Source organism: Variovorax ureilyticus, assembly GCF_037889935.1.
Taxonomy (GTDB): domain Bacteria; phylum Pseudomonadota; class Gammaproteobacteria; order Burkholderiales; family Burkholderiaceae_C; genus Variovorax; species Variovorax ureilyticus.
On sequence record NZ_JBBKZU010000005.1, the window covers coordinates 423,902 to 446,607 of the forward strand.

Sequence of the window (22,706 nt, forward strand, 5' to 3'; positions counted from 1 at the left end):
GCTCAGGCCTTCGGGCGCGGAGGCGGCACCTCGACGAGGAGGTCCGGCCGGAAGTTCTCCTGCTCGCCCTTGGCCATGTAGCCGAGCGGATTCGCGACCACGCGGCAGCCGTCCTTCACATAGTCGAACTGGCAGTGCAAATGCCCGTGCAGCCAGAGATCCGCGCGGGGGAGCAACTCGTCGAGGTTGTTGCAGAAGCCCGCGGTGCCCGGCGTCAGGCCGTAGCGCGGATCGGCGCTTGCGAGCGTCGGCGCGAAATGGGTGATGGCGACGGTCGTGCCGTCGAAGTCCTGCGCCAGCGCGTCGCGTAGCCAGGCCTGGCAGGCCAGCGATTGCTCCCTCAATGGCTCGGCGAGGAAAGTCTCGCCATGGCGCAGCGTCGCCGCCTTCTCCAGGTAGAAGTTGGCGGCGCGCATCGCCTTGCCGCGCTTCTTGAGCGCTTCGGTCATCGTGTCTTCCGGCTCGACGAGCGCATCGAAGTCGGCCCAGAGCGTGGTGCCGATGAAGCGGACGCCGTCGATCACACGGGTCTCGCGTTCCAGCCAGCCGATGTCCAGCGCTTCGCAGAGTTCTCGCAGCCTTCCGTGGACCTCGTCGAAGTCCGCGGCGTCGTATTCGTGATTGCCCGGCACATACAGCACCGGAACCGGCCATCCGTGGCGCGGCGAGAACCGCTTGAGGCCGAAATCCGATTCCAGGAGTCTCGACCCCGGCTGGTAGGACCCGATGTCGCCCGCAAGCACCAGCAGGTCGGCCGCTGGCGCCGGGACGATCTCCAGCCTTGGATGGACTTCGATGTGGAGGTCTGAGAGGAGCTGGAGCTTCATGAATGCAGTCTAGGCGGGGCGACTATGCAAGAGATGCATAACCTGAACGGTTGAATAACTAGGGAAAACCCTTAATCTACGGATCACCATCATTTCAGAGCGCGTCCATCGCGCACGACCATGTTTACCTTGCTTGCCCAAGTGGCACGTTTCTTCCGATCTTCTGGCCCGGCGAATGCCAACCTGGCTACCACCCTGATGGAAGCCGCAGATGGCCGCGCCGGCCTGGATGCTCATCATGCGCAGGAATTGCGCGCCGCCGCCAGCGCCTGGCTGAGCGTCATCCGCTAATCGGGGTTTTCGGGCGGCGGCGCGGTTCCCGCGAATGCCGCCGCGGCGGACCGCAGCAAGGCCCGCCGCAGCCATTCATGCGCCTGCGCATGCAGTGCGCGCCGGTGCCAGAGCGCGTCCACATGCACCGGCGGCTGTTCGAAGGGCAGGTCACGCAGGACCAACTGGTCCTGAATGCCGGTCACCCGCACGAAATGGCGAGGCATCACGGTGAGCAGGTCCGAATTGGCGACCACCCGGCCGGCCGTGAAGAACTGATTGACAGTGACCACGATGCGCCGCTCGCGACCGAGTGCGCCGAGCGTCTGGTCGATGAAGCCGTAGGGCCGCCCCGAAAAGCTCACGAGCAGGTGCCGCGCCTCGCAATAGGCGTCGAGCGTCAGCGGTGCCGACGCGAGCGGATGATCCCGCCGCATCACGCAGACGTATTCGCCGACGTACAGGCGCATGGTCTCGAACGGCGTGCCGACTTCCGATTGGCCCTTGGCGGCCAGGCTGGCGATCACGGCGGGAAAGTAGCCGATCGCCATGTCCACTTCCTCGTTCTCGAGCATGCGCCGTGGATCGCGGGTCGTGAGCGGCAGGACCCGCAGCGACACCGCCCGCGCCTCGCTTTCGACGATCTCGACCAGGCCCGGCATGAGTTCCGCGGCCGTGGCATCCGCCATGGCGAGGAGGAAGGTGGTGTCCGCCACGCCCGCGTCGAACTCGCCGGGCGCCAGCGTGTGCTGCAACTGCCGCAGCGCGTCGCGGACGGCGGGCCAGAGCGCCAGCGCGCGAGGCGTGGGCTCGACCCCGGCACCCGAGCGGCGGACCAGTTCGTCACCCAGCACATCGCGAAGGCGCCGGAGCGCATTGCTCACCGCAGGCTGGGTGATGGCGAGATTTCGCGCCGCCCGGGTGAGGTTGCGCTCTGCCATCACTTCGTCGAAGACGCGGAGCAGGTTCAGGTCGAGCGTGCGAAAGTTGACGTCCATCAGCGATGTGAATGATAAACATCAAGAAGATAAATTGGATAAACAGTAGGGTATCCCCTAATATCACCGCATTGCATCCGGACCTTCGTCCACTTTGGAGGACATAACCATGACAAGCTTCGTACACGTAGACACCCCTGCCAACCATCCCGGCGTCGTTCGCGCCGAGGCCGTGATCGAGCGCGCCCGCACCGCACGCCGCGGATTCGACGGTGCTCGCGGTCTGGCAGCGCTGCTGCTCGCCGCCATCGTTTCGTCGGTCCTGGTGGCTGCCGACCGCCTGATGTCCACCACGGAAGAAGGAGGCCTGCTGGTCGCCTGGGCCGTGCTCTGGGGCGTGGCCTTCGTCGCCATCGCGCTCTTCGCCGGCACCGCCCGCTCGCTGGCCGATCGCCTGCTCGTCGCCTCGCGCAAGAGCGCCCGCCGCCGTGCTGCTGCCCGCGCCGACGCGCAGTTCCTGGCCTACGCCAAGCACGACCCGCGCATCCTGCGTGACCTGCAGGTGATCGCGACCCGCCGGGAAGCCGCCTGAGCCTGCCGGATCGGCCTGCCGATCGGCTGATCGCCCGCAGTGAGCGGGCCCAATGAAAAAGCCGCCCTCGGGCGGCTTTTTGCTTGCCTGGTGAACCTCAGGCGGCGAGGCGCTGCTCGATGGCGGCCTTGGTCGCCGGCAGCTCCTTCGGCAGGTGGTGCGCCAGCTGCTGGAACAGCTCGGCGTGCAGCTTGAGCTCGGCCTGCCATGCGGCCTTGTCGATGCTGGTGACGGTTTCGAACTGCTCGGCGCTGAAGTCCAGCCCCGTCCAGTTGAGGTCCTCGTAGCGCGGGCTGACGCCGAAAACGTGCTCGGTGCCCTGCGCCTTGTTCTCGATCCGGTCGATCATCCACTTCAGCACGCGCATGTTCTCGCCATAGCCGGGCCAGACGAACTTGCCGTCCGCGCCCTTGCGGAACCAGTTGGTGGTGTAGATCTTCGGCAGCTTGGCGCCGGAGGCGGCGAGCTTCTTGCCGAGGTCCAGCCAGTGCTGGAAGTAGTCGCTCATGTTGTAGCCGGCGAAGGGCAGCATCGCGAACGGGTCGCGGCGGACGACGCCCTGCTGGCCGAACGCGGCTGCGGTGGTTTCGGAGCCCATGGTCGCGGCCATGTAGACGCCTTCGACCCAGTCGCGGGCCTCGGTCACCAGCGGCACCGTCGTCGAGCGGCGGCCGCCGAAGATGAAGGCGTCGATGGCGACGCCCTTCGGGTCGTCCCAGGCCGGGTCGAGCGCGGGGTTGTTGGTCGCGGCGACGGTGAAGCGGGCGTTCGGATGCGCGGCCTTGGCGCCGGTTTCCTTGGCGATGGCCGGCGTCCAGTCCTTGCCTTGCCAGTCGATCGCGTGGGCGGGCGCTTCGCCCATGCCTTCCCACCAGACGTCGCCGTCGTCGGTCAGCGCCACGTTGGTGAAGATCACGTCGCGATCGAGGCTGGCCATGCAGTTCGGGTTGGTCTGCAGGTTGGTGCCGGGGGCCACGCCGAAATAACCCGCCTCGGGGTTGATCGCGTACAGCTTGCCATCGGTGGCGGGCTTGATCCAGGCGATGTCGTCGCCGATGGTGGTGACCTTCCAGCCATCGAAGCCGGCAGGCGGGATCAGCATCGCGAAGTTGGTCTTGCCGCAGGCGCTCGGGAAGGCGGCGGCCACATGGCGCTTCTTGCCCTCAGGGTTGGTCACGCCCAGGATGAGCATGTGCTCGGCCAGCCAGCCTTCGTCACGTCCCATGTTGGAGGCGATGCGCAGCGCAAAACACTTCTTGCCCAGCAGCGCGTTGCCGCCGTAACCCGAGCCGTAGCTCCAGATTTCGCGCGTTTCGGGGTAGTGGACGATGTACTTCGTCTTGTTGCAGGGCCAGGCCACGTCCTTCTGGCCGGCTTCGAGCGGCGCGCCGACGGTGTGGACGCAGGGCACGAACTCGCCGTCGTCGCCGAGCACGTCGTAGACCGCCTTGCCCATGCGGGTCATGATCTTCATGTTGACCACCACATAGGGGCTGTCGGACAGCTCGATGCCGATGTGCGCGATCGGCGAGCCCAGCGGGCCCATGCTGAACGGCACCACGTACATCGTGCGGCCCTTCATGCAGCCGTCGAACAGCGGCTGCAGCGTGGCGCGCATTTCGGCCGGGTCCATCCAGTTGTTGGTCGGGCCGGCTTCTTCCTTCTTCGCCGAGCAGATGAAGGTGCGGTCCTCGACGCGGGCGACGTCGCTCGGGTCGGAACTCGCGAGGTAGGAGTTGGGGCGCTTGGCCGGGTTGAGCCGCTTGAAGGTGCCGGCATCGACCATTTGCTGGCAGAGGCGGTCGTATTCCTCGGTGCTGCCGTCGCACCAGTGGATCGCGGCGGGTTTGCACAGCGCGGCCATTTCGGCCACCCAGCCGATCAGCTTGGCGTTCTTGACATAGGAGGGTGCCTGCATGGCAAGACCCTTCAGCGGTGCGTTCATCAAAATCTCCTAAGTTGAAAAATCGTCTTTTCAAAGGGGACTCGGCCTCTCTGCGGCGAGATCCATCGGAGAAAACGTTTCAGCTATGGAGAGAAGCTGGGTCGACGCCGGGTCGCAACCAGCCGGTTATGCCCGCTTGAACCGAGGCCGTCTGTCGGCCTCTTGCTTCTTTTGGGTCCCGGGGCGGAGGCGAAGTGCCCCGCGACGAAGAATTCAGGCCACGTAGATGGCGATCGATGCGAGAAGCAGCATCAGGACCCCGCCGGCGATCGGCAGCACCAGGGGCATGAGATGGACGACCGACTCGACCGCGTCTTTTTCGACGGCGGCTGCATGGCCGGGCTCAACGGGGGTGGGATGGGACATCGTTCTTCCTCGGGTTCTCGGAACTGGGGCTATTTTACCGGCCGGGTTGCAATAGGGCGTCTAGGGGGTTCCGAGACCCTCAGTGTTGCTCTTCAGCTTCGAATCCGGCCACACGAAGCGCGTCGAGCACGTTCGAGAGATGTTCCCGCCCCCGTGTTTGAAGTACCAGCTCGACATCCACGTTCTGGGCGGCCTGCAGCGTGAAGGCGCGCTGATGGTGCACCTCGTCGATGTTGGCGCCCGCTTGCGCCACGGTGGCCGTGATGTGGGCCAAGGACCCCGGGACGTCGCGCGCACTCACGCGGATCCGGGCCAGCCGCCCCGCGCGGACCATGCCGCGCTGAATGATTGCCGCCAGGAGCAGCGGATCGATGTTTCCGCCCGAGAGCACCAGCCCGACCCGCTTGCCCTTGAACCGCTCCGGATGCCGGATGAGCGCCGCGAGCCCGGCGGCGCCCGCGCCTTCGACCAGCGTCTTCTCGATCTCGAGCAGCATCAGCACCGCCTGCTCGATGTCGCCCTCGTCGACCAGCAGCAAGTCGTCGACCAGCCTGGCGATGATCTCCTGCGTCAGCACGCCCGGCGTGCCGACCGCGATCCCTTCGGCGATCGTGCTGGTGCCCTGGGAATAGGACGTCCCCTTGACCGCGTTCACCATCGCCGGAAAGCGCGCGGTCTGCACGCCGATGATCTCGATATCCGGCTTGCGTGCCCGGGCCGCCACGGCCATGCCGGCGATCAGCCCGCCGCCGCCGACCGAAACGACCAGCGTGTCGAGGTCGGGCACTGCGTCGAGCATTTCGAGGGCGATGGTTCCCTGCCCGGCGATGATGAGTTCGTCGTCGTACGGATGCACGAAGGTCAGGCCTTCGCGCTCGGCCAGTTCGAGCGCATGGGCGCGCGCGCTTTCCAGCGTGTCGCCATGCAGCACCACTTCGGCGCCGAAGCCGCGCGTGCGTTCGATCTTCACGCCGGGCGTGAAGCGCGGCATGACGATCAATGCCCGCAGCCCCAGCCGCTGCGCGTGATAGGCCACGCCCTGCGCATGGTTGCCGGCCGACATCGCGATCACGCCGCGCGTGCCGGCCTGCGAGAGTTCGACCAGCTTGTTACAGGCGCCGCGCTCCTTGAACGAAGCGGAGAACTGCAGGTTCTCGAACTTGAGGAAGACCTGCGCGCCCACGATCTCGGAGAGCGTGCGCGACTCGACGCAGGGAGTTTGGAGTATTTGCCCCTCGAGGCGCCGTGCGGCTTGCTCTATGTCCTGGATGTCGACCATTGCGGGCATTCTTGGATGGATTTGCAACTTCGGGATTTTTACTCCTCGTCAGGCTTCCCGAAGCCAAAAGTCTGCGCTATGGTCGCTCCCAGGTTCAGTTGCTCCCCTGGAGGGTGTCCCCGATGGTCAAGCGTTCCGGCGTCGATGTCATGGCTGCGGCTTCCCGCGGCCATGCATTGCCTTCGCCCGGACTCAAGGAAGCGCCGGTGCTCGAGCTCATGTGCTCGCACTTCGTGCTCACGCTGGCCGCCAAGCAGGGGCCGCGCTTCAACATCCGCCGTGACCTCAACGGGCTCTTGTCGCTCACGGGCCGGCACCTCGTCTGGCCGTTGCCCGTGCTGCAGCGCCTGCGCGAATTCCTCGCGCGGCGCTGCCTGGGCAACGACGCCTGGAAGGGCGTGGAGGAATACGACGGTCGGACGCTGCTGGAGCGGCACGGCGTGTGGCGCGGGCCGTATGAAGAAGGCACGCTGTTCTTCTACCTCGACGAGTACGCCAAGGACCAGCCCAAGGACCTGCTGTCGGTGCTGTCGGTCACCCGCGACTGGCTCACGCATGCGCTGCGCAAGCAGTCGACGCTGGTCGAGAAGAACATCGATGCGCTCGCGGGCCTGCTGCAACTCAACAGGGCCGAACGCGCGCTGCTGCTGTACGGCACGCTCGCGCGCTACCAGCGCGATCTGCGTTCGCTGCTCGTGGAGTTCAAGGTCAACAACGCGCCCGAGGCCTATGCCGCGATCGCGGAAGTGGCCGGCGTGAATGCGAGCGAGGTGGGCGAGGCGCTGCGTGCCGGATCGCGGCTGGAGCGCATCGGGCTGGTCGAGAACCTCATCTCCGAACACAACATCACCGACCTCGCCGATCTCATGAAGGTCAGCGAGAAGCTGCCGCCGGTGCTGATGCGCGAATACCGCGATCGCAACGAACTCATGGCGGTGTTCACGCGCCCCTCGGCCAAGAGCGCGCTGTCGGTGCACGACTTCTCCTTCGTCGAGGAAGACGCGCAGATGCTCGTCACGCTGCTGCGCGCGGCGGTGGCGCGCAAGGAGCCGGGCGTCAACGTGCTGCTCTATGGCCCGCCGGGCACGGGCAAGACAGAGCTCGCGAAAGTGGTGGCGCAGGCCGCGGGGCTGGAGCTCTTCGAAGTCGAATACGCCGACCGCGACGGCAACTCGCTGTCGGGCCGCGACCGCTATCGCTCGCTGCAAATCGCGCAGGTGTTCCTCAAGGGCAGCGAGCAGGCGGCGCTGCTGTTCGACGAGGTCGAGGACGTGTTCCCGCCGATCAGCACCGAAGCCGCGCAGATCATGGCGCGCGCCGAACAGGTGCCTTCGCCCACCAGCGGCAGCGTGAGCGGCAAGGCGTGGGTCAACCAGATCCTCGAATCGAACGCGGTGCCGACGCTGTGGGTCACCAACCGCATCGAGCAGATCGATCCGGCCTTCCGGCGTCGCTTTGCCTACCACCTCGAACTCAAGTCGCCGCCGCCCGGCGCGCGCGAGCAGCTGGTGCGCAAGACGCTCGAAGGCGTTTCGGTGTCGGACGAATTCACCGCAAAGCTCGCCGCACGCAAGGGGCTCACGCCCGCGCAGATCCGCACGGCGGTCCGCTTTGCCGAACTCGCGAGCACCGACGGCCGCTCGATGGAGCGCCTCATCGAGCGCCAGTTGAAGAACGCCGACCTCGCGCTCGGCAATGTCGATGGCCTGGGCGCGCGCCGCAGCGTGACGACCTACGACCTCGAGATGCTCAACGTCGAGACGCGCTTCGAGATCCCGCGCATCGTCGAGGCGCTCAAGGTGCGCGGCCACGGCACGATGTGCTTCTACGGCGCGCCGGGCACCGGCAAGACCGCGCTCGCCGAACACATCGCCAAGGCCATCGGCCGCCCGTTGATCATCAAGCAGGCGAGCGACCTCATGAGCAAGTACGTCGGCGAGACCGAGCAGAACATGGCCGCCATGTTCAAGGAAGCCGAAGTCGAGAAGGCCGTCCTGCTGCTCGACGAGGCCGACAGCTTCCTGCAGGATCGCCGCGGCGCGCAGCGCACCTACGAAGTGACCGAGGTCAACGAGATGCTTCAGGGCATGGAGCGATTCGACGGCATCTTCGTCTGCACCACCAACCTGCTCGACCGGCTGGACCAAGCGGCCCTGCGGCGCTTCACCTTCAAGATCAAGTTCATGCCGCTCACCGCCGAGCAGCGCGAGCGCATGTTCGTCACCGAGGCGCTCGAAGGCGATGCCTCGAGGATGACGAACGAGATCCGCAGTCGCCTCGCGAAGCTGCAGCAGCTGTGTCCCGGCGACTTCGCGGCGGTGAAGCGACAGGTCGACATTCTTGCGGCGGAGTTCTCGCCGGACGAGTTCCTCGACCAGCTCGACGCCGAGCATCGCATCAAACCCGAGGTGCGAGAATCGCGCGGCATCGGCTTCGTCCACTGAAGCCCCCGTCACACCCACCTACATCCGCGCGCGGCTGCCGGTGCGCGAGGGAGATTCATCGATGAGAGGAGTCCGCATGCCAGGCGCGGCGCGCCGCGTCATGATGTCAACCGCGCTTGCGACATTGGCCGCATGCGGCGGCGGGGGTGGAGGCGGCGTCCCGTTGCCGCTCGCCATTCCGGCCGCGACCATGGGCGATCCCATCGTCGCGTCGTCGACGGTCGCGGGCCAGTGCGCCACGCCGCGCAATGGCGTCGATCCCGATACCGGCGCGGCTTTCCCTGATCGCGAGGGCTCCGCCGAAACCGAGAAAGCCTGGCTGCGCGGCTGGATCGACGAAACCTACCTCTGGTTCGATGAAGTGCCGACCAATCTGGTCGCCGCGAAATACGCCACGCCGATCGACTACTTCAGCGTGCTCAAGACGCCCGCGCTGACCGCGAGCGGGCGGCCCAAGGATCGCTTTCACTTCACCGCCGATACCGCGAGCTATCGCGCGCTCTCGCAGAGCGGCGTCGACGTCGGCTACGGCTTCGAACTCGCCTTCCTCAGCGCCTCGCCGCCGCGCGACGTGCGCGTGGCCTTCTCGGAGCCTGGATCGCCGGCGGCGCAGCAGGGCATCGTGCGCGGCACGAAGCTCATCGCGATCGACGGCATCGACGTCGTGGCGGGTTCCGATGTGAATGGCCTCAATGCCGCACTCAATCCCGCCAGCGTGGGCGAGTCGCACAGCTTCACGCTGCGCGCGCCCGACGGCAGCGAGCGCGCCGTGAGCCTCGTCGCGGCGAGCATCACGCGAACGCCGGTGCAGGACGTGAAGACGATCGCCACCGCCAGCGGACCGGTCGGCTACATGCTCTTCAACGATCACCTCGCGACGGCGGAGAGGCAGCTCATCGCGGCGATCAACCAGCTCAAGGGTGACGGCATTTCCGATCTCGTGATCGACATGCGCTACAACGGCGGCGGCTACCTGGATGTGGCGAGCGAGCTGGCCTACATGGTTGCGTCCCCCCCCGCGACGAACGGCACCGTCTTCGAGCGGATGCAGTTCAACGGCAAGAACCCTTTCCACGTGACGCCGGCGCAGGCGACGCTGCCTTTCTATTCGACATCGCGCGGCTACTCGACGCCGGCCGGCCAGGCGCTGCCGCAACTCGGGCTCTCGCGCGTGACGGTGCTGACCGGGCCCGACACCTGTTCGGCGAGCGAATCGGTGGTCAACAGCCTGCGCGGCGTCGGCGTTACCGTGAACCTCGTCGGCGGCGCGACCTGCGGCAAGCCTTACGGCTTCTTCCCGCAGGACAACTGCGGCACGACCTATTTCGCGATCCAGTTCCAGGGCGTGAACCAGCAGGGCTTCGGCGACTATGGCGACGGCTTCGCGCCCACCTGCGCGGTGGCGGACGACTTCGACCATGCGCTGGGCGATCCGACGGAAGGACGACTCGCCGCCGCCCTGGCGCTGCAAAGCACCGGCGCCTGCCCGACCGCATCGGCGAGCAAGGCCGATGTGGCGCGCAGCAAGGCGGAGGTGGCGGGAATGCCGTATCTGGTGCGCTCGCCGGTTCGTGAAATCCGGCTGGTGGCCCCGCCGGCAGGCAGTCCCGGCTAGAACGACGCGCAGACGCGCAAGACGTCCGCGCCGTAGGCTTCGAGCTTCTTGGCGCCGATGCCGCTGATGCCCTGCAGATCTTCGAGCGTGGCGGGCGCGCGTTCCGCGATGGCTGCGAGCGTGGCGTCGTGGAAGATCACGTAGGCAGGCAGGTTGTGCTCGCGCGCGACCTCGCCGCGCCAGGCCTTGAGTGCGGTGAAGCGCGCCTGCCCCGTGGCATCGAGGGTCGCGGCGGCCGGCGAGGGCGCGCCGCGCGATGTCTTCTCGCGCTTCTTTCGCTCTGCCGGCTGCGAGACGGATTCGCGCAGCATCACCTGCGTTTCGCCGCGGAGCACCGAGCGCGACCCCTCGGTGAGCTGCAGGGTGTTGAACGCCTGCGCATCGACCGCGAGCGCGCCGGTGGCGATCAACTGCCGCAGCACGCCGCGCAGCTGCGGCTCGGAGAACTCGCTGCCGATGCCGAAGGTGCTGATGCGTTCGTGGCCGTACTGCTTGACCTTCTCGGTCGCCTTGCCGCGCAGGATGTCCATGACGTGTCCCGCGCCGAAGCTGATGCCGCTTTGCTGCTGCACGCGGTAGATCGTGGAGAGCAGCTTGCGCGCCGCATCGGTGCCGTCCCACACCTGGGGCGGTGAAATGCAGTTGTCGCAGTTGCCGCAAGGGGTGCTCTTCTCGCCGAAGTAGCCCAGCAGCCGCACCCGCCGGCAATCGCTGGCCTCGGCGAGCGACAGCAGCGCGTCGAGCTTGCCGCGCATCACCTGCTTGAACTCTTCGCCGGCGGGGCTTTCGTCGATCATCCGCCGCTGGTTCACCACGTCCTGCAGGCCGTAGGCCATCCAGGCGTCGGCCGGTTCGCCGTCGCGGCCGCCGCGGCCGGTTTCCTGGTAGTAGCCCTCGATGTTCTTGGGCATGTCCACGTGCGCGACGAAGCGCACGTCGGGCTTGTCGATGCCCATCCCGAAGGCGATGGTGGCGACCATCACGATGCCTTCTTCGCGCAGGAACCGGTCCTGGTTCTTCTGCCGCACCGCGGCGTCCAGGCCCGCGTGATAGGGCAGGGCGTTGAGCCCCGCGTCGCACAGCGACTGCGCCAGGTCCTCCACGCGCTTGCGCGACTGGCAATACACGACGCCCGCGTCGCCTTCATGCTCACGCTCGATGAAGCGCAGGAGCTGCGTGGTCGCGTCCTTCTTCTCGACGATGGTGTAGCGGATGTTCGGCCGGTCGAAGCTGGAGACGAACTGGCGCGCCTCTTCGAGCTGGAGCCGCTCCACGATGTCGGCACGCGTGAGCGCATCGGCGGTGGCGGTGAGCGCGATGCGGGGCACACCGGCATAACGCTCGTGCAGCACCGTCAGTGCGCGGTACTCGGGCCGGAAGTCGTGGCCCCACTGGCTCACGCAATGCGCCTCGTCGATCGCGAACAGCGAGAGCTTGCCGCGCTCGTGGAGCGAATCGAGCTGCGAGAGGAAGCGCGGCGTCGTCACGCGTTCGGGCGCCGCGTAGAGAAGGGTGATCTCGCCGCGCAACATGCGGCGTTCGACGTCCTGCGTTTCTTCCCAGTCCAGCGTGGAATTGAGAAAGGCCGCGCTCACGCCGGCCTCGTGTAGCGCGCCGACCTGGTCGTGCATGAGCGCGATCAGCGGCGACACCACCACTGTCACCCCCTTGCCGGAACGATGCCGCGCAATCGCCGGGATTTGATAGCACAGCGACTTGCCGCCGCCCGTGGGCATCAGCACCAGCGCATCGCCGCCGGCGGTGACGTGGTGCACGATCCCCTCCTGGGGACCGCGAAAGCGCGCATAGCCGAAGACGTCGTGGAGGATCTGCTCCGGCGACGCGGCAAGGGATTCGGATAGCAGGGCGGACACGGTTGTTGTGCTTCTGGTGGCTTTTGGGGACGGCACGCGCACCTCCCGTGCGCGCGGACGCCCATTGTCTCCGAAGCCGCCCCGGCGCGCCCGCGCTCAGCCCAGCACGATGCGCGCGATGATGTTGCGCTGGATCTCCGACGAGCCCTCGTAGATGCGCAGGATGCGTGCGTCGCGCACGTAGCGCTCCAGCGGCATCTCGCGCGTGAAGCCGTAGCCGCCGTGGATCTGCAGCGCGGTGTCGGTGACGAAGGCCACCATCTCCGACGCGTGCAGCTTGGCCATGGCCGACTGCAGCGTGAACGGCTGCCCCGCGGTGCGCAGCGCCAGCGCCTGCATCGTGAGGCCCCACGACGCTTCGAGCCGCAGCTTCATGTCCGCGAGCATCCACTGGATGCCTTGCCGCGTGGAAAGTGGTTCGCCGGCGATCTGGCGGTCGTGCGTCCACTGCACTGCGGCGGCGAGCGCGGCCTCGGCGATGCCGAGCGAAGTCGCGGCGACGTCGAGGCGGCTGTTGTCGAGCACCTTCATCGCGGTCCTGAAGCCCGAGCCTTCCTCGCCGAGCCGGTTTGCGAGCGGCACCTCCACCGACTCGAACGCGACCTCGAAAGCATGCCCGCCGCGGATGCCCATCAGCTTCTCGTGCGGCGAGATGCGGATCCCGGGGCTCGCGGTGTCGACGATGAAGGCGCTCACGCCGCGCGCGCCCGCCGCGGCATCGGTCTTCGCGAACACCACGAGGAACTTCGCCTCGGCCGCGTTGGAGATGAAGTGCTTGACGCCATCGATGCGGTAGACGTCGCCATCGCGCGCGGCGCGCGTGCGCAGATCGGCGGGATGCGATCCGCCGCGCGGCTCGGTCAACGCGAAGCCAGCGAGCCATTCGCCGCTGGCCGCCTTCGGAAGCCATTGCGCTCGCTGTTCGTCGCTGCCGCCGATCAGCACCGCGTCGGTGCCGAGGTAATGCGCGCCGATCATCGAGGAGGTCGCCGCGCAGGCGCGCGAGATCTCGACCAGCGCCAGCAGCATCGCGGTGGGCGACACGCCGGGGCCGCCCCAGCGCTCGGGCAGGTTCATGCCCATCAGGCCCAGCTCCGCGAGCTGGGGCGCGTGGCAGGTGGCCGAGCGCTCCTCTTCATCGATCTCGCGCGCAAGCGGCGCAAGTGCTTCGGCCGCAAAGCGTGCGACTGCATCGGCGAGGGCCTGGTCTTCGTCGGTGACACCGAGTCGGTTCATGTCGTTTCCTTTCTTTCGTGATCAATCCGGAGCGCCGAAGGCGCCCGCTTCGCGCAGTTCGGCGAGCTTGTCGAGGCCGCAGCCGAGAAGGCCTGCGAGCAGTTCGTGCGTGTGTTCGCCGAGCGCGGGTGCTCGTGCGGCACGATTGGGCGCGGCGCCGTTGAAGCGCACCGGCTGCGTCGGCAGTTGCAGGCCGGGCAGGCGTTCGTCATCCACTGCGCGCAACAGTTCGCGGGCATGGGCCTGTGGCGAAGCGAGCGCCTGCGCGATGTTCCAGATGGGCGCGGCCGGCACGCCGGCCTGTTCGAGCCGTGCGACGACTTCTTCGACCTCGTGCGATGCAGCCCACGATTCGATGAACCGGCGCAGGGCCGGCTCCTGCTCGGAACGCGATTCGTCGGTCGCAAAGCGTGCATCGCCGGCCAGCGCGGGCATGCCCATCGCCGCCGCGAGCGCATCGAACAGCCTCTTGTTGAGCACCGCGAGCGCGAAGTGCCCGTCCTTCGCGCGGTAGACGCCGAAAGGCGCCGACAGCGGATGCCGGTTGCCCACGCGCCGCGCAGGCTTGCCGGTGAAGAGAAATCGCGCCATCGAGGTCGCGAGAAAGCTCAGCGTGGTGTCGAACATCGCGACGTCCACATGCTGCCCGCGGCCGGTGCGTTGCGTCTGCAGCAACGCCGCGAGCGTGGCCCACGATGCGAAGAGGCCGGCGACCACGTCCGACACCGCCTCGCCCACCAGCGTCGGCGCGCCCTCCGGATCGCCGGTGGCTTCCATCAGGCCGCTCATCGCCTGCACGATGATGTCGTAGGCCGGGCGATGCGCATAGGGGCCGGTCTGGCCGAAGCCCGACACGCTCACGTACACCAGCTTGGGGTTGTGCCGCGAGAGCGCCTCCGCGCCGATGCCCAGGCGGTCCGCGACGCCGGGGCGGAAGTTCTCGACCACCACGTCGGCGCGCTCGGCAAGCTCGCGCACCAGTTGCACCGCGTCGGGATGCTTGAGGTCCAGCACGAGGCTCTTCTTGTTGCGGTTCATCACCGTGAAGAGCGCGCTTTCACCGTTGCGCATCGGGCCGATCGCGCGGTAGTCGTCGCCGTGCGGCGGCTCGATCTTGATGACTTCGGCGCCCAGGTCGGCCAGCAACGCCGTCGAGAGTGGCCCCGCCAGCACGCGGGTGAAGTCGAGGATGCGGATGCCGTCGAGGGGACGGGCTTCGGGTGTCATGGCGATGTCCTTTCGAGGGCTGGATGCCGCCATGGTCGGCCATGGCTGGATCAAATGAAAATACTGTTGTCTGATGCTCTGGATCAAAAAAATGATTCACCTGAACCTGCGCCAGCTCGAATATTTCGTTGCGGCCGCTCGCCATGGGGGTGCGGCGCGAGCGGCCGAAGCGCTGAGCGTTTCGCAGCCCTCCATCTCCAAGGCGATCGCCGACCTGGAGGCGCAATGGGGCGAGCCGTTGTTCGTGCGCCTGCATGCGCGCGGGCTCGAACTCACCGCGGCCGGCGTGCTGCGCCACCGCGAGGCGCATGCGCTGCTCGAGAAGGCGAGGGCGCTTTCGATGCCGCGAAGCGGCGAACTCGCGGGCCTGGTGCGCGTGGGCTGCCTCAGCACGCTGGCGCCGCGCTACCTGCCGGACATCCTCGCGCGCATGCGCAGCGAATGGCCGGCGATCGAGATCCAGCTCTTCGAAGGCGACACCGAGGCGCTCACGCGCATGCTGGAGCGCGGCGCACTCGACGTGGCTCTGATGTACGACCTCGGCTTGGCGCGCGGCGTGCGGCTCGAAGCGGTGACGCAACTGCGGCCCTATGCACTGCTTCCCTGGGGACACCGGCTCGCGGCCTCGGCGAGCCTGCGCATCGCCGATCTCGCGCGCGAGCCGCTGGTGCTCATCAATCTTCCGCACAGCCGCGAGTACTTCCTGTCGTTGTTCCGCGATGCCGGGGTCACGCCGCAGATCGCGCACGAGAGCACCTCCCTGGAGATGGTGCGATCGCTGGTCGCGAACGGACTCGGCGTCTCGGTGCTGACCACGCGGCCGGTGCGCGATCAGGCGTACGACGGCAAGCGCATCGCCTGCCGGCGCTTGCGCGGGCAGCTCGCGCTGCAGTCGGTGGTGCTGGCCTATCCGCAGCCGGATGGCTTCGCCTCGCCGCTGACCGCGCCGTTCGCCTCGCTGGCGCGGGCCGGCATCTCGAAGCAGGCGGACGCACTCACCAGCTGACTCAGGGCTGGCATGGGCCTTGCAGATTTCGTGCTAATTCGCTGCCCCGCACTCCTGTCTAGACAGCTTTTGGTGCATGAAACCGCTTTCTCGCACTGGGAAGGGGCAAAACGTCTCTTGATTTGCTTTGCCCTTTCGGGTTAACCTGTATATACAGGTGCATCGCAGCGAATGAAACTCGGCTCCGTTGCTGGAATTGCCTCTTCGGGCGCCAGCCAGCCGAACCCTTTGAAACGCAACAGGAGAACCTTGATGGTCAAGTCGGTCGGAAAAATCGCCTCGCTGGTCGCGGCAGCTGCATGCGCCCTCGGCATGGCGACAAGCGCCAGTGCACAGGAAACCAAGATCGCCCTCGGCATGTCCGGCTGGACCGGCTTCGCGCCGCTCACGCTCGCGGACAAGGCCGGCATCTTCAAGAAGAACGGCCTCGACGTCGAACTGCGCATGATCCCGCAGAAGGACCGTCATCTCGCGCTGGCCTCGGAAGCGATCCAGTGTGCTGCGACCACCGTCGAGACGCACGTGGCGTGGAACGCCAACGGCGTGCCGATCGTGCAGATCTTCCAGATGGACAAGTCCTACGGCGCGGACGGCCTCGCCGTGCGCAACGATGTGAAGACCTTCGCCGATCTCAAGGGCAAGGCGATCGGCGTGAGCGCGCCGGGCACCGCGCCGTACTTCGGCCTGGCCTGGATGCTCAACAAGAACGGCATGACCATGAAGGACGTGAAGCTGGTCTCGCTGGAGCCGCAACCCGCCGCGCAGGCCTTCGTCTCGGGCCAGAACGACGCGGCCATGACCTACGAGCCGTATCTCTCGACCGTGCGCGCCAACCCGACCGCCGGCAAGATCCTCGCGACGACGCTCGACTACCCGATGGTGATGGACACGGTCGGCTGCGCCCCGAAGTGGCTCAAGGCCAACCCCAAGGCTGCGAAGGCGCTGGCCGATTCGTATTTCGAAGCGGTGGAAATGATCAAGGCCGACCCGGCCAAGTCCAACGAGATCATGGGCACGGCGGTGAAGCAGTCGGGCGAGCAGTTCGCCAAGTCGTCGGCCTACCTGCGCTGGTCCGACAAGGCGGCCAACCAGAAGTTCTTCGCGAACGACATCGTGCCTTTCATGAAGGACGCGCAAGGCATCCTGCTGGAGGCAGGCGTGATCCGCAAGGTGCCCGAGGACCTCAACGCCACCTTCGACACCAGCTTCATCAAGTAACCAAGAGCGGTATTCATCATGAGCGCGACGCCTGTCATGAACTCATCCAAGCCGGTGATCGCTGCCGGGTCCGTCGCCGCTGCGGCGGCGCCCCGCCGCCGCCGTGCCCTCGCTCCTCTGGAGCCCGTCAGCGCGCGTGCGCGCTGGATGCTCGGCCTGGGCTTCTTCGTGGTCTTCGTGGTCGTGTGGGGCTTCTTCACGCTCGGCGGCTTCGTGTCGCCGACCTTCCTCGCCAGCCCGGTCACGATGGTGAAGGAGGGCATCAGCCTCTTCACCGAGTTCAACTTCTCGCACGACATCGGCATGACGGTGTGGCGCGTGTTCGGCGGCTTCGTGCTCGCCGCGATCATCGCGGTGCCGCTGGGCATCGCGATGGGCACCTGGAAGAGCGTCGAAGCCTTCTTCGAGCCCTTCGTGTCGTTCTGCCGCTACCTGCCGGCGTCCGCGTTCATCCCGCTGCTGATCCTCTGGGCCGGCATCGGCGAGGCGCAGAAGCTGCTCGTGATCTTCATCGGCTCGGTGTTCCAGATCACGCTGATGGTCGCGGTCACCGTCGGCAGCGCACGGCGCGACTTGGTCGAGGCGGCCTACACGCTGGGCGCCAAGAGCCGCGGCATCGTGCTGCGCGTGCTGATTCCGGGTGCCGCGCCGGGCATCGCCGAAACGCTGCGCCTCGTGCTGGGCTGGGCATGGACCTACGTGATCGTCGCGGAGCTGATCGGCTCGTCCTCGGGCATCGGCCACATGATCACCGACAGCCAGGCGCTCCTGAACACCGGGCAGATCATCTTCGGGATCATCGTGATCGGTGTGATCGGCCTCATCTCCGACTTCGCATTCAAGGCCATCAACCGTCGTCTGTTCGCATGGAGCACCATCTGATGAACCAGCTTTCCATTCGCGGTGTCTCGCGCGTTTTCACCGGCACGCGCGGCCAGAAGACGCAGGCGCTGCTGCCGATCGACTTCGAGGTGCGCGAGAACGACTTCGTCACCATCCTCGGCCCTTCGGGCTGCGGCAAGTCCACGCTGCTGCGCATCGTCGCGGGCCTCGACTATCCGACCGAAGGCCGCGTGCTGCTCGACGGCCAGACCATCGAAGGTCCGGGCGCGGACCGCGGCGTGGTGTTCCAGAGCTACACGCTCTTCCCGTGGCTCACCATCGCGCAGAACATCCGCTTCGGCCTGCGCGAGCGCGGGATGAGCGAGGCCGAGCAGAAGGAGCGCAGCGACTTCTTCATCGCCAAGGTGGGCTTGCGCGGCTTCGAGAACCACTTCCCCAAGCAGCTCTCCGGCGGCATGCAGCAGCGCACCGCGATCGCACGCGCGCTGGCCAACGACCCCAAGATGCTGCTGCTCGACGAGCCCTTCGGCGCGCTGGACAACCAGACCCGCGTGCTGATGCAGGAACTGCTGCTCGGCATCTGGGAGTCGGCGCGCAAGACGGTGCTCTTCGTCACGCACGACATCGACGAGGCGATCTTCATGGCCAACCGGGTCGCGGTCTTCAGCGCACGTCCGGGTCGCATCAAGACCGAGATCCCGGTCGACTTCCCGCATCCGCGCCACTACACGATCAAGACGTCACCGGAGTTCATGGAGATCAAGGCACGCCTCACCGAAGAGATCCGCGCCGAGTCCATGGCCGCCGCAGAACACTGAACGACCACCAAAAGAAGACACCATGACCGCCACCAGCCTACGCAAGACCGCCGAGACCCGCCCGACGGAGCCCCGCACATCGGGTGCCGCCGCGAACTCGGCCATGCCTGCGATGGCGCTCTACGAGCAGGTCAAGTCCTTCATCACGCGCAAGATCCAGGACGGCTCGTGGGTGGCCGGCCATCGCCTGCCTTCGGAGAGCGAACTGGTCGCGCAGTTCGGCGTGGCCCGCATGACGGTGAACCGCGCATTGCGCGAACTGGTGGAGCAGGGCCGCATCGTGCGCGTGGCCGGCGTGGGCAGCTTCGTGGCGGAGGACAAGCCTCAGTCCACGCTGCTGCAGATCGCCAACATCGCGAGCGAGATCCGCGCACGCGGGCATGACTACCGCTGCGAGTTCCTCGTGGCCGAGCGCATCGCCGCGTCGCCCGACATCGCGGTATGGCTCGACCTGCGCCCCGGCGAATCGGTCTTCCACACCGTGTGCCTGCACATGGAAAACGACGTGCCGGTGCAGCTCGAAGATCGCTACGTCAACCCGCGCGTGGTGCCCAACTTCCTCGAGCAGGATTTCTCGAACGTGCCCCCCAGCGAATACCTGGTGCGCAACGTGCCCTTCGACCAGATCGAGCATGTCGTCGATGCCGTGCTACCGACCGCCGAGCAGGCCGAGCGCCTGGACATGCCGGCGTCGGACCCGTGCCTGCTGCTCACCCGGCGCACCTGGACGCGCACCGTTCCCGTGACGATGGTGCGCTGCCTGCACCCTGCATCGCGCTACCGGCTCGGCAGCCGGTTCCGCGCCGACGGCAACCCCAGCATCGGTTGAGGGCAGGAGCGGCACGCGCCTCGTTTTTTGACGCCACTACTTGTATAGACAGGAAGGAATTCTCCATGGACATCGCATCCCTCACCACCCAGCCGATCGTGCTCACGCCCGGCGACGTCGATCTCGCGACGCTGCGCCGCGTGCAGGCCGGCGGCGTTCAGCTGTCGCTCGATCCTTCGGCGCGCGCCGGCCTCCTGGCCGCGCAGGCCAAGGTACGCCACATCGTCGAATCGGGGGATGTCGTCTATGGCATCAACACCGGCTTCGGCAAGCTCGCCCAGACCATCATCCCGACCGAGCGCCTCGCCGAGCTGCAGCGCAACCTGGTGCTCTCGCACGCCTGCGGCACGGGCGATCCGCTCGATGCCGGCGTGGTGCGCCTCGTGCTCGCGACCAAGGCGGTGAGCCTGGCGCGCGGCCACTCCGGCGTGCGGCCAGAGATCGTCGACGCGCTGCTGGCGCTGTGCAACGCGGGCCTGCTGCCGCGCATTCCGTCGAAGGGCTCGGTCGGCGCTTCGGGCGATCTCGCACCGCTGGCGCACCTCGCCTGCGTGCTGATCGGCGAGGGTGAAGTCACGACGCCGCAGGGCGAGGTGATCGGCGGCGCCGAGGCCATGAAGCGCATCGGCCTCGCCCCCTTCGTGCTCGGCCCCAAGGAAGGCCTCGCGCTGCTCAACGGCACGCAGGTGTCGACTGCGCTCGCGCTGGCGGGCCTGTTCGGTGCCGAAGACGTGTTCGCTGCGGGCATCATGGCCGGCGCGTTGTCGCTCGAAGCGATCCAGGGCTCGATCAAGCCGTTCGACGCGCGCATCCACATCGCGCGCGGCCAGCCCGGCCAGATCGCGGTCGCGGCTGCGCTGCGCGCCGTGCTCGAAGGCAGCGAGATCGTTCCTTCGCACGCCGACTGCGGCCGCGTGCAGGACCCATACTCCATCCGCTGCGTGCCGCAGGTGATGGGCGCGTGCCTCGACAACCTCGCGCATGCGGCGCGCGTGCTGCGCATCGAAGCCAATGCCGCATCGGACAACCCGCTGGTCTTCGACAACGGCGACGTGATCTCCGGCGGCAACTTCCACGCCGAGCCGGTGGCCTTCGCGGCCGACATCATCGCGCTCGCGGTGAGCGAGATCGGCGCGATCTCCGAGCGCCGCATGGCCCTCCTGCTCGACAGCGGCCTCTCGGGCCTGCCGCCCTTCCTCGTGCGCGACGGCGGCGTCAATTCCGGCTTCATGATCGCGCAGGTCACGGCCGCGGCACTCGCATCCGAGAACAAGTCGCTCGCGCATCCGGCCAGCGTCGACAGCCTGCCGACTTCGGCCAACCAGGAAGACCATGTGTCGATGGCGACCTTCGCGGGCCGCCGCCTCGCGGACATGGTTCAGAACACTGCGGTGGTCGTCGGCATCGAAGCCATGGCCGCTGCACAAGGCATCGAACTGAAGCGCGGGCCGAAAAGCTCGCCGCTCGTCGAAGCCGAATTCGCCGCCATCCGCGAGCGCGTCGCCTTCATCGACCAGGACCGCTTCCTCGCACCCTCCATCGAAGCCATGCGCACCTGGGCGCGCCGCAGCGACTGGCCAGAAGCCGTGCGCTCGATGCTCCCTACCAACGCCTGATCCAACGAACAAGCTCCGTCACCCGAAAGGACACCACGCCATGAACGCTCCCGACAAGTTCCTCGCCGCCCAGGCCACCGATCCCCGCCATGACCCGACCCGCGTGATCCGCGCGCCGCGCGGCAGCCAGTTGAATTGCAAGAGCTGGCTCACCGAGGCGCCGTTCCGCATGCTGCAGAACAACCTCGACCCGGACGTGGCCGAGAACCCGCAGAGCCTCGTGGTCTACGGCGGCATCGGCCGCGCGGCGCGCGACTGGGCCTGCTTCGACCAGATCCTCGCGACGCTCAAGGAACTCAATGACGACGAGACCTTGCTGATCCAGTCGGGCAAGCCGGTAGGCGTGTTCAAGACGCATGCCGATGCGCCGCGCGTGCTGCTCGCCAACTCGAACCTCGTGCCGAAGTGGGCCAACTGGGAGCACTTCAACGAGCTCGACCGCAAGGGTCTCTTCATGTACGGCCAGATGACGGCCGGGAGCTGGATCTACATCGGCAGCCAGGGCATCGTGCAAGGCACCTTCGAGACCTTCGTCGAGGCCGGCCGCCAGCACTACAACAATGATCTGTCCGGCAAGTGGATCCTCACGGCCGGACTCGGCGGCATGGGTGGCGCGCAGCCGCTGGCCGCGACGCTCGCGGGCGCGGTGTCGCTCAACATCGAATGCCAGCAGTCGAGCATCGACTTCCGCCTGCGCACCCGCTACGTCGACAAGCAGGCCAAGGACATCGACGACGCGATCGAACTCATCAAGCACCACACCGCGAAGAAGGAGGCCGTTTCCATCGCGCTGCTGGGCAACGCGGCCGAGATCCTGCCGGAGCTGGTCAAGCGAGCGAAGGCCGGCGGCATCCAACCCGACCTCGTGACCGACCAGACCTCGGCGCACGACCTCATCAACGGCTACCTGCCGATCGGCTGGACCGTCGCTCAATGGAAGGCCGCGCAACAGGACCCGACCGAGCACGCGCGCCTCACGCAAGCCGCTGCCAAATCGTGCGCGGTGCACGTGCAGGCCATGCTCGACTTCCAGGCCTTGGGCGTCCCGACCGTCGACTACGGCAACAACATCCGCCAGGTCGCGTTCGACGAAGGCGTGAAGAACGCCTTCGACTTCCCGGGCTTCGTGCCGGCGTACATCCGTCCGCTGTTCTGCGAAGGCAAGGGCCCGTTCCGCTGGGTCGCGCTTTCGGGCGATCCGGAGGACATCTACAAGACCGACGCGAAGATCAAGGAGCTGTTCCCCGAGAACAAGCACACGCACCGCTGGCTCGACATGGCGCGCGAGCGCATCGCCTTCCAGGGCCTGCCGGCGCGCATCTGCTGGCTGGGCCTCGGCGAGCGCCACAAGGCGGGCCTCGCGTTCAACGAGATGGTGAAGAACGGCGAGTTGAAGGGCCCGATCGTCATCGGCCGCGATCACCTCGATACCGGCTCGGTCGCGAGCCCCAACCGCGAGACCGAGGCGATGAAGGACGGCACCGATGCGGTCTCCGACTGGCCGCTGCTCAACGCGCTGCTCAACACCGCGGGCGGCGCGACCTGGGTCAGCCTGCACCACGGTGGCGGCGTGGGCATGGGCTACTCGCAGCACTCCGGCGTGGTGATCGTCTGCGACGGCACCGACGCGGCGGCCAAGCGGATCGAGCGCGTGCTGTTCAACGACCCGGCCACCGGCGTGATGCGCCACGCCGACGCCGGCTACGACATCGCGATCGCCACCGCCAAGAAGCAGGGCCTGAACCTGCCGATGATCAAGTAAG

The 22,706-nt window shown here is 67.1% G+C and carries 19 protein-coding genes; 11 read left to right on the forward strand and 8 right to left on the reverse strand.

Features of this window, described 5'->3' with window-relative positions:
• Positions 1-2 precede the first annotated feature (2 nt).
• Positions 3-827 (reverse strand): metallophosphoesterase, encoded by an 825-nt coding sequence (locus WKW77_RS14405; protein WP_340357524.1) that lies wholly within the window; start codon positions 825-827, stop codon positions 3-5.
• Positions 828-947: 120 nt separating this feature from the next.
• Between WKW77_RS14405 and WKW77_RS14410 the strand changes: the two genes are divergently transcribed.
• Positions 948-1,118: a hypothetical protein gene (locus tag WKW77_RS14410; protein WP_340357525.1), complete on the forward strand. Its 171-nt coding sequence runs from the start codon at positions 948-950 to the stop codon at positions 1,116-1,118.
• Here WKW77_RS14410 and WKW77_RS14415 read toward each other — a convergent pair.
• On the reverse strand, positions 1,115-2,095 hold the full coding sequence (locus WKW77_RS14415; RefSeq protein WP_340357526.1) for a LysR family transcriptional regulator: 981 nt from the start codon (positions 2,093-2,095) through the stop codon (positions 1,115-1,117). The two genes, WKW77_RS14410 and WKW77_RS14415, sit on opposite strands and share 4 nt — an antisense overlap.
• Before the next feature lie 109 nt (positions 2,096-2,204).
• On the opposite strand from WKW77_RS14415, the gene WKW77_RS14420 reads away from it, so the two are divergent.
• Positions 2,205-2,627 (forward strand): hypothetical protein, encoded by a 423-nt coding sequence (locus WKW77_RS14420; RefSeq protein WP_340357527.1) that lies wholly within the window; start codon positions 2,205-2,207, stop codon positions 2,625-2,627.
• Between the two features lie 97 nt (positions 2,628-2,724).
• Here the strand turns inward: WKW77_RS14420 and WKW77_RS14425 are convergent, their stop codons facing one another.
• The 3 genes from WKW77_RS14425 to WKW77_RS14435 all read right to left on the reverse strand — a co-directional run bounded on the left by WKW77_RS14425 (position 2,725) and on the right by WKW77_RS14435 (position 6,217).
• Positions 2,725-4,572 carry a phosphoenolpyruvate carboxykinase (GTP) gene (locus tag WKW77_RS14425; RefSeq protein ID WP_340357528.1) on the reverse strand — a complete coding sequence of 616 codons (1,848 nt, stop codon included), beginning with the start codon at positions 4,570-4,572 and terminating at the stop codon, positions 2,725-2,727.
• 213 nt (positions 4,573-4,785) lie between these two features.
• A complete protein-coding gene (locus WKW77_RS14430) occupies positions 4,786-4,938 on the reverse strand; it encodes a hypothetical protein (RefSeq protein WP_184530580.1) in 153 nt (50 codons plus the stop codon).
• Positions 4,939-5,017: 79 nt separating this feature from the next.
• Positions 5,018-6,217: a threonine ammonia-lyase gene (locus tag WKW77_RS14435; protein ID WP_340357529.1), complete on the reverse strand. Its 1,200-nt coding sequence runs from the start codon at positions 6,215-6,217 to the stop codon at positions 5,018-5,020.
• Positions 6,218-6,339: 122 nt separating this feature from the next.
• Between WKW77_RS14435 and WKW77_RS14440 the strand changes: the two genes are divergently transcribed.
• Positions 6,340-8,661 (forward strand): ATP-binding protein, encoded by a 2,322-nt coding sequence (locus WKW77_RS14440; protein ID WP_340357530.1) that lies wholly within the window; start codon positions 6,340-6,342, stop codon positions 8,659-8,661.
• Positions 8,662-8,737: 76 nt separating this feature from the next.
• The gene (locus WKW77_RS14445; protein WP_340357531.1) at positions 8,738-10,276 is read left to right on the forward strand and encodes a S41 family peptidase; all 1,539 of its coding nucleotides are present in this window, start codon (positions 8,738-8,740) and stop codon (positions 10,274-10,276) included.
• Here WKW77_RS14445 and recQ read toward each other — a convergent pair.
• The 3 genes from recQ to WKW77_RS14460 form a co-directional block, all read right to left on the reverse strand.
• The gene (gene recQ / locus WKW77_RS14450) at positions 10,273-12,150 is read right to left on the reverse strand and encodes a DNA helicase RecQ (RefSeq protein ID WP_340357532.1); all 1,878 of its coding nucleotides are present in this window, start codon (positions 12,148-12,150) and stop codon (positions 10,273-10,275) included. The two genes, WKW77_RS14445 and recQ, sit on opposite strands and share 4 nt — an antisense overlap.
• A gap of 96 nt (positions 12,151-12,246) precedes the next feature.
• Entirely contained in the window at positions 12,247-13,386 is a 1,140-nt protein-coding gene (locus WKW77_RS14455; RefSeq protein WP_340357533.1) for an acyl-CoA dehydrogenase family protein, read from the reverse strand.
• Positions 13,387-13,407: 21 nt separating this feature from the next.
• Positions 13,408-14,613: a CaiB/BaiF CoA transferase family protein gene (locus WKW77_RS14460; protein WP_340357534.1), complete on the reverse strand. Its 1,206-nt coding sequence runs from the start codon at positions 14,611-14,613 to the stop codon at positions 13,408-13,410.
• A 91-nt stretch (positions 14,614-14,704) separates the two neighbouring features.
• Here WKW77_RS14460 and WKW77_RS14465 point away from each other — a divergent pair, with 91 nt between their 5' ends.
• The 7 genes from WKW77_RS14465 (at position 14,705) to hutU (ending at position 22,705) form a co-directional block, all read left to right on the forward strand.
• Positions 14,705-15,619 carry a LysR family transcriptional regulator gene (locus tag WKW77_RS14465; RefSeq protein WP_340357535.1) on the forward strand — a complete coding sequence of 305 codons (915 nt, stop codon included), beginning with the start codon at positions 14,705-14,707 and terminating at the stop codon, positions 15,617-15,619.
• A gap of 252 nt (positions 15,620-15,871) precedes the next feature.
• Positions 15,872-16,837, forward strand: coding sequence for an ABC transporter substrate-binding protein (locus WKW77_RS14470; protein ID WP_340357536.1), 966 nt, complete (start codon positions 15,872-15,874; stop codon positions 16,835-16,837).
• Positions 16,838-16,873: 36 nt separating this feature from the next.
• Positions 16,874-17,719: an ABC transporter permease gene (locus tag WKW77_RS14475; protein WP_340357537.1), complete on the forward strand. Its 846-nt coding sequence runs from the start codon at positions 16,874-16,876 to the stop codon at positions 17,717-17,719.
• Positions 17,719-18,498 (forward strand): ABC transporter ATP-binding protein, encoded by a 780-nt coding sequence (locus WKW77_RS14480; RefSeq protein WP_340357538.1) that lies wholly within the window; start codon positions 17,719-17,721, stop codon positions 18,496-18,498. The genes WKW77_RS14475 and WKW77_RS14480 overlap by 1 nt, the downstream gene beginning before the upstream one ends.
• 22 nt (positions 18,499-18,520) lie before the next feature.
• Positions 18,521-19,327, forward strand: coding sequence for a histidine utilization repressor (gene hutC, locus WKW77_RS14485; protein WP_422823190.1), 807 nt, complete (start codon positions 18,521-18,523; stop codon positions 19,325-19,327).
• Between the two features lie 65 nt (positions 19,328-19,392).
• Positions 19,393-20,943: a histidine ammonia-lyase gene (hutH, locus tag WKW77_RS14490; protein ID WP_340357539.1), complete on the forward strand. Its 1,551-nt coding sequence runs from the start codon at positions 19,393-19,395 to the stop codon at positions 20,941-20,943.
• 40 nt (positions 20,944-20,983) lie between these two features.
• On the forward strand, positions 20,984-22,705 hold the full coding sequence (hutU, locus tag WKW77_RS14495) for a urocanate hydratase (RefSeq protein WP_340357540.1): 1,722 nt from the start codon (positions 20,984-20,986) through the stop codon (positions 22,703-22,705).
• The last annotated feature ends 1 nt before the right edge of the window (position 22,706 follow it).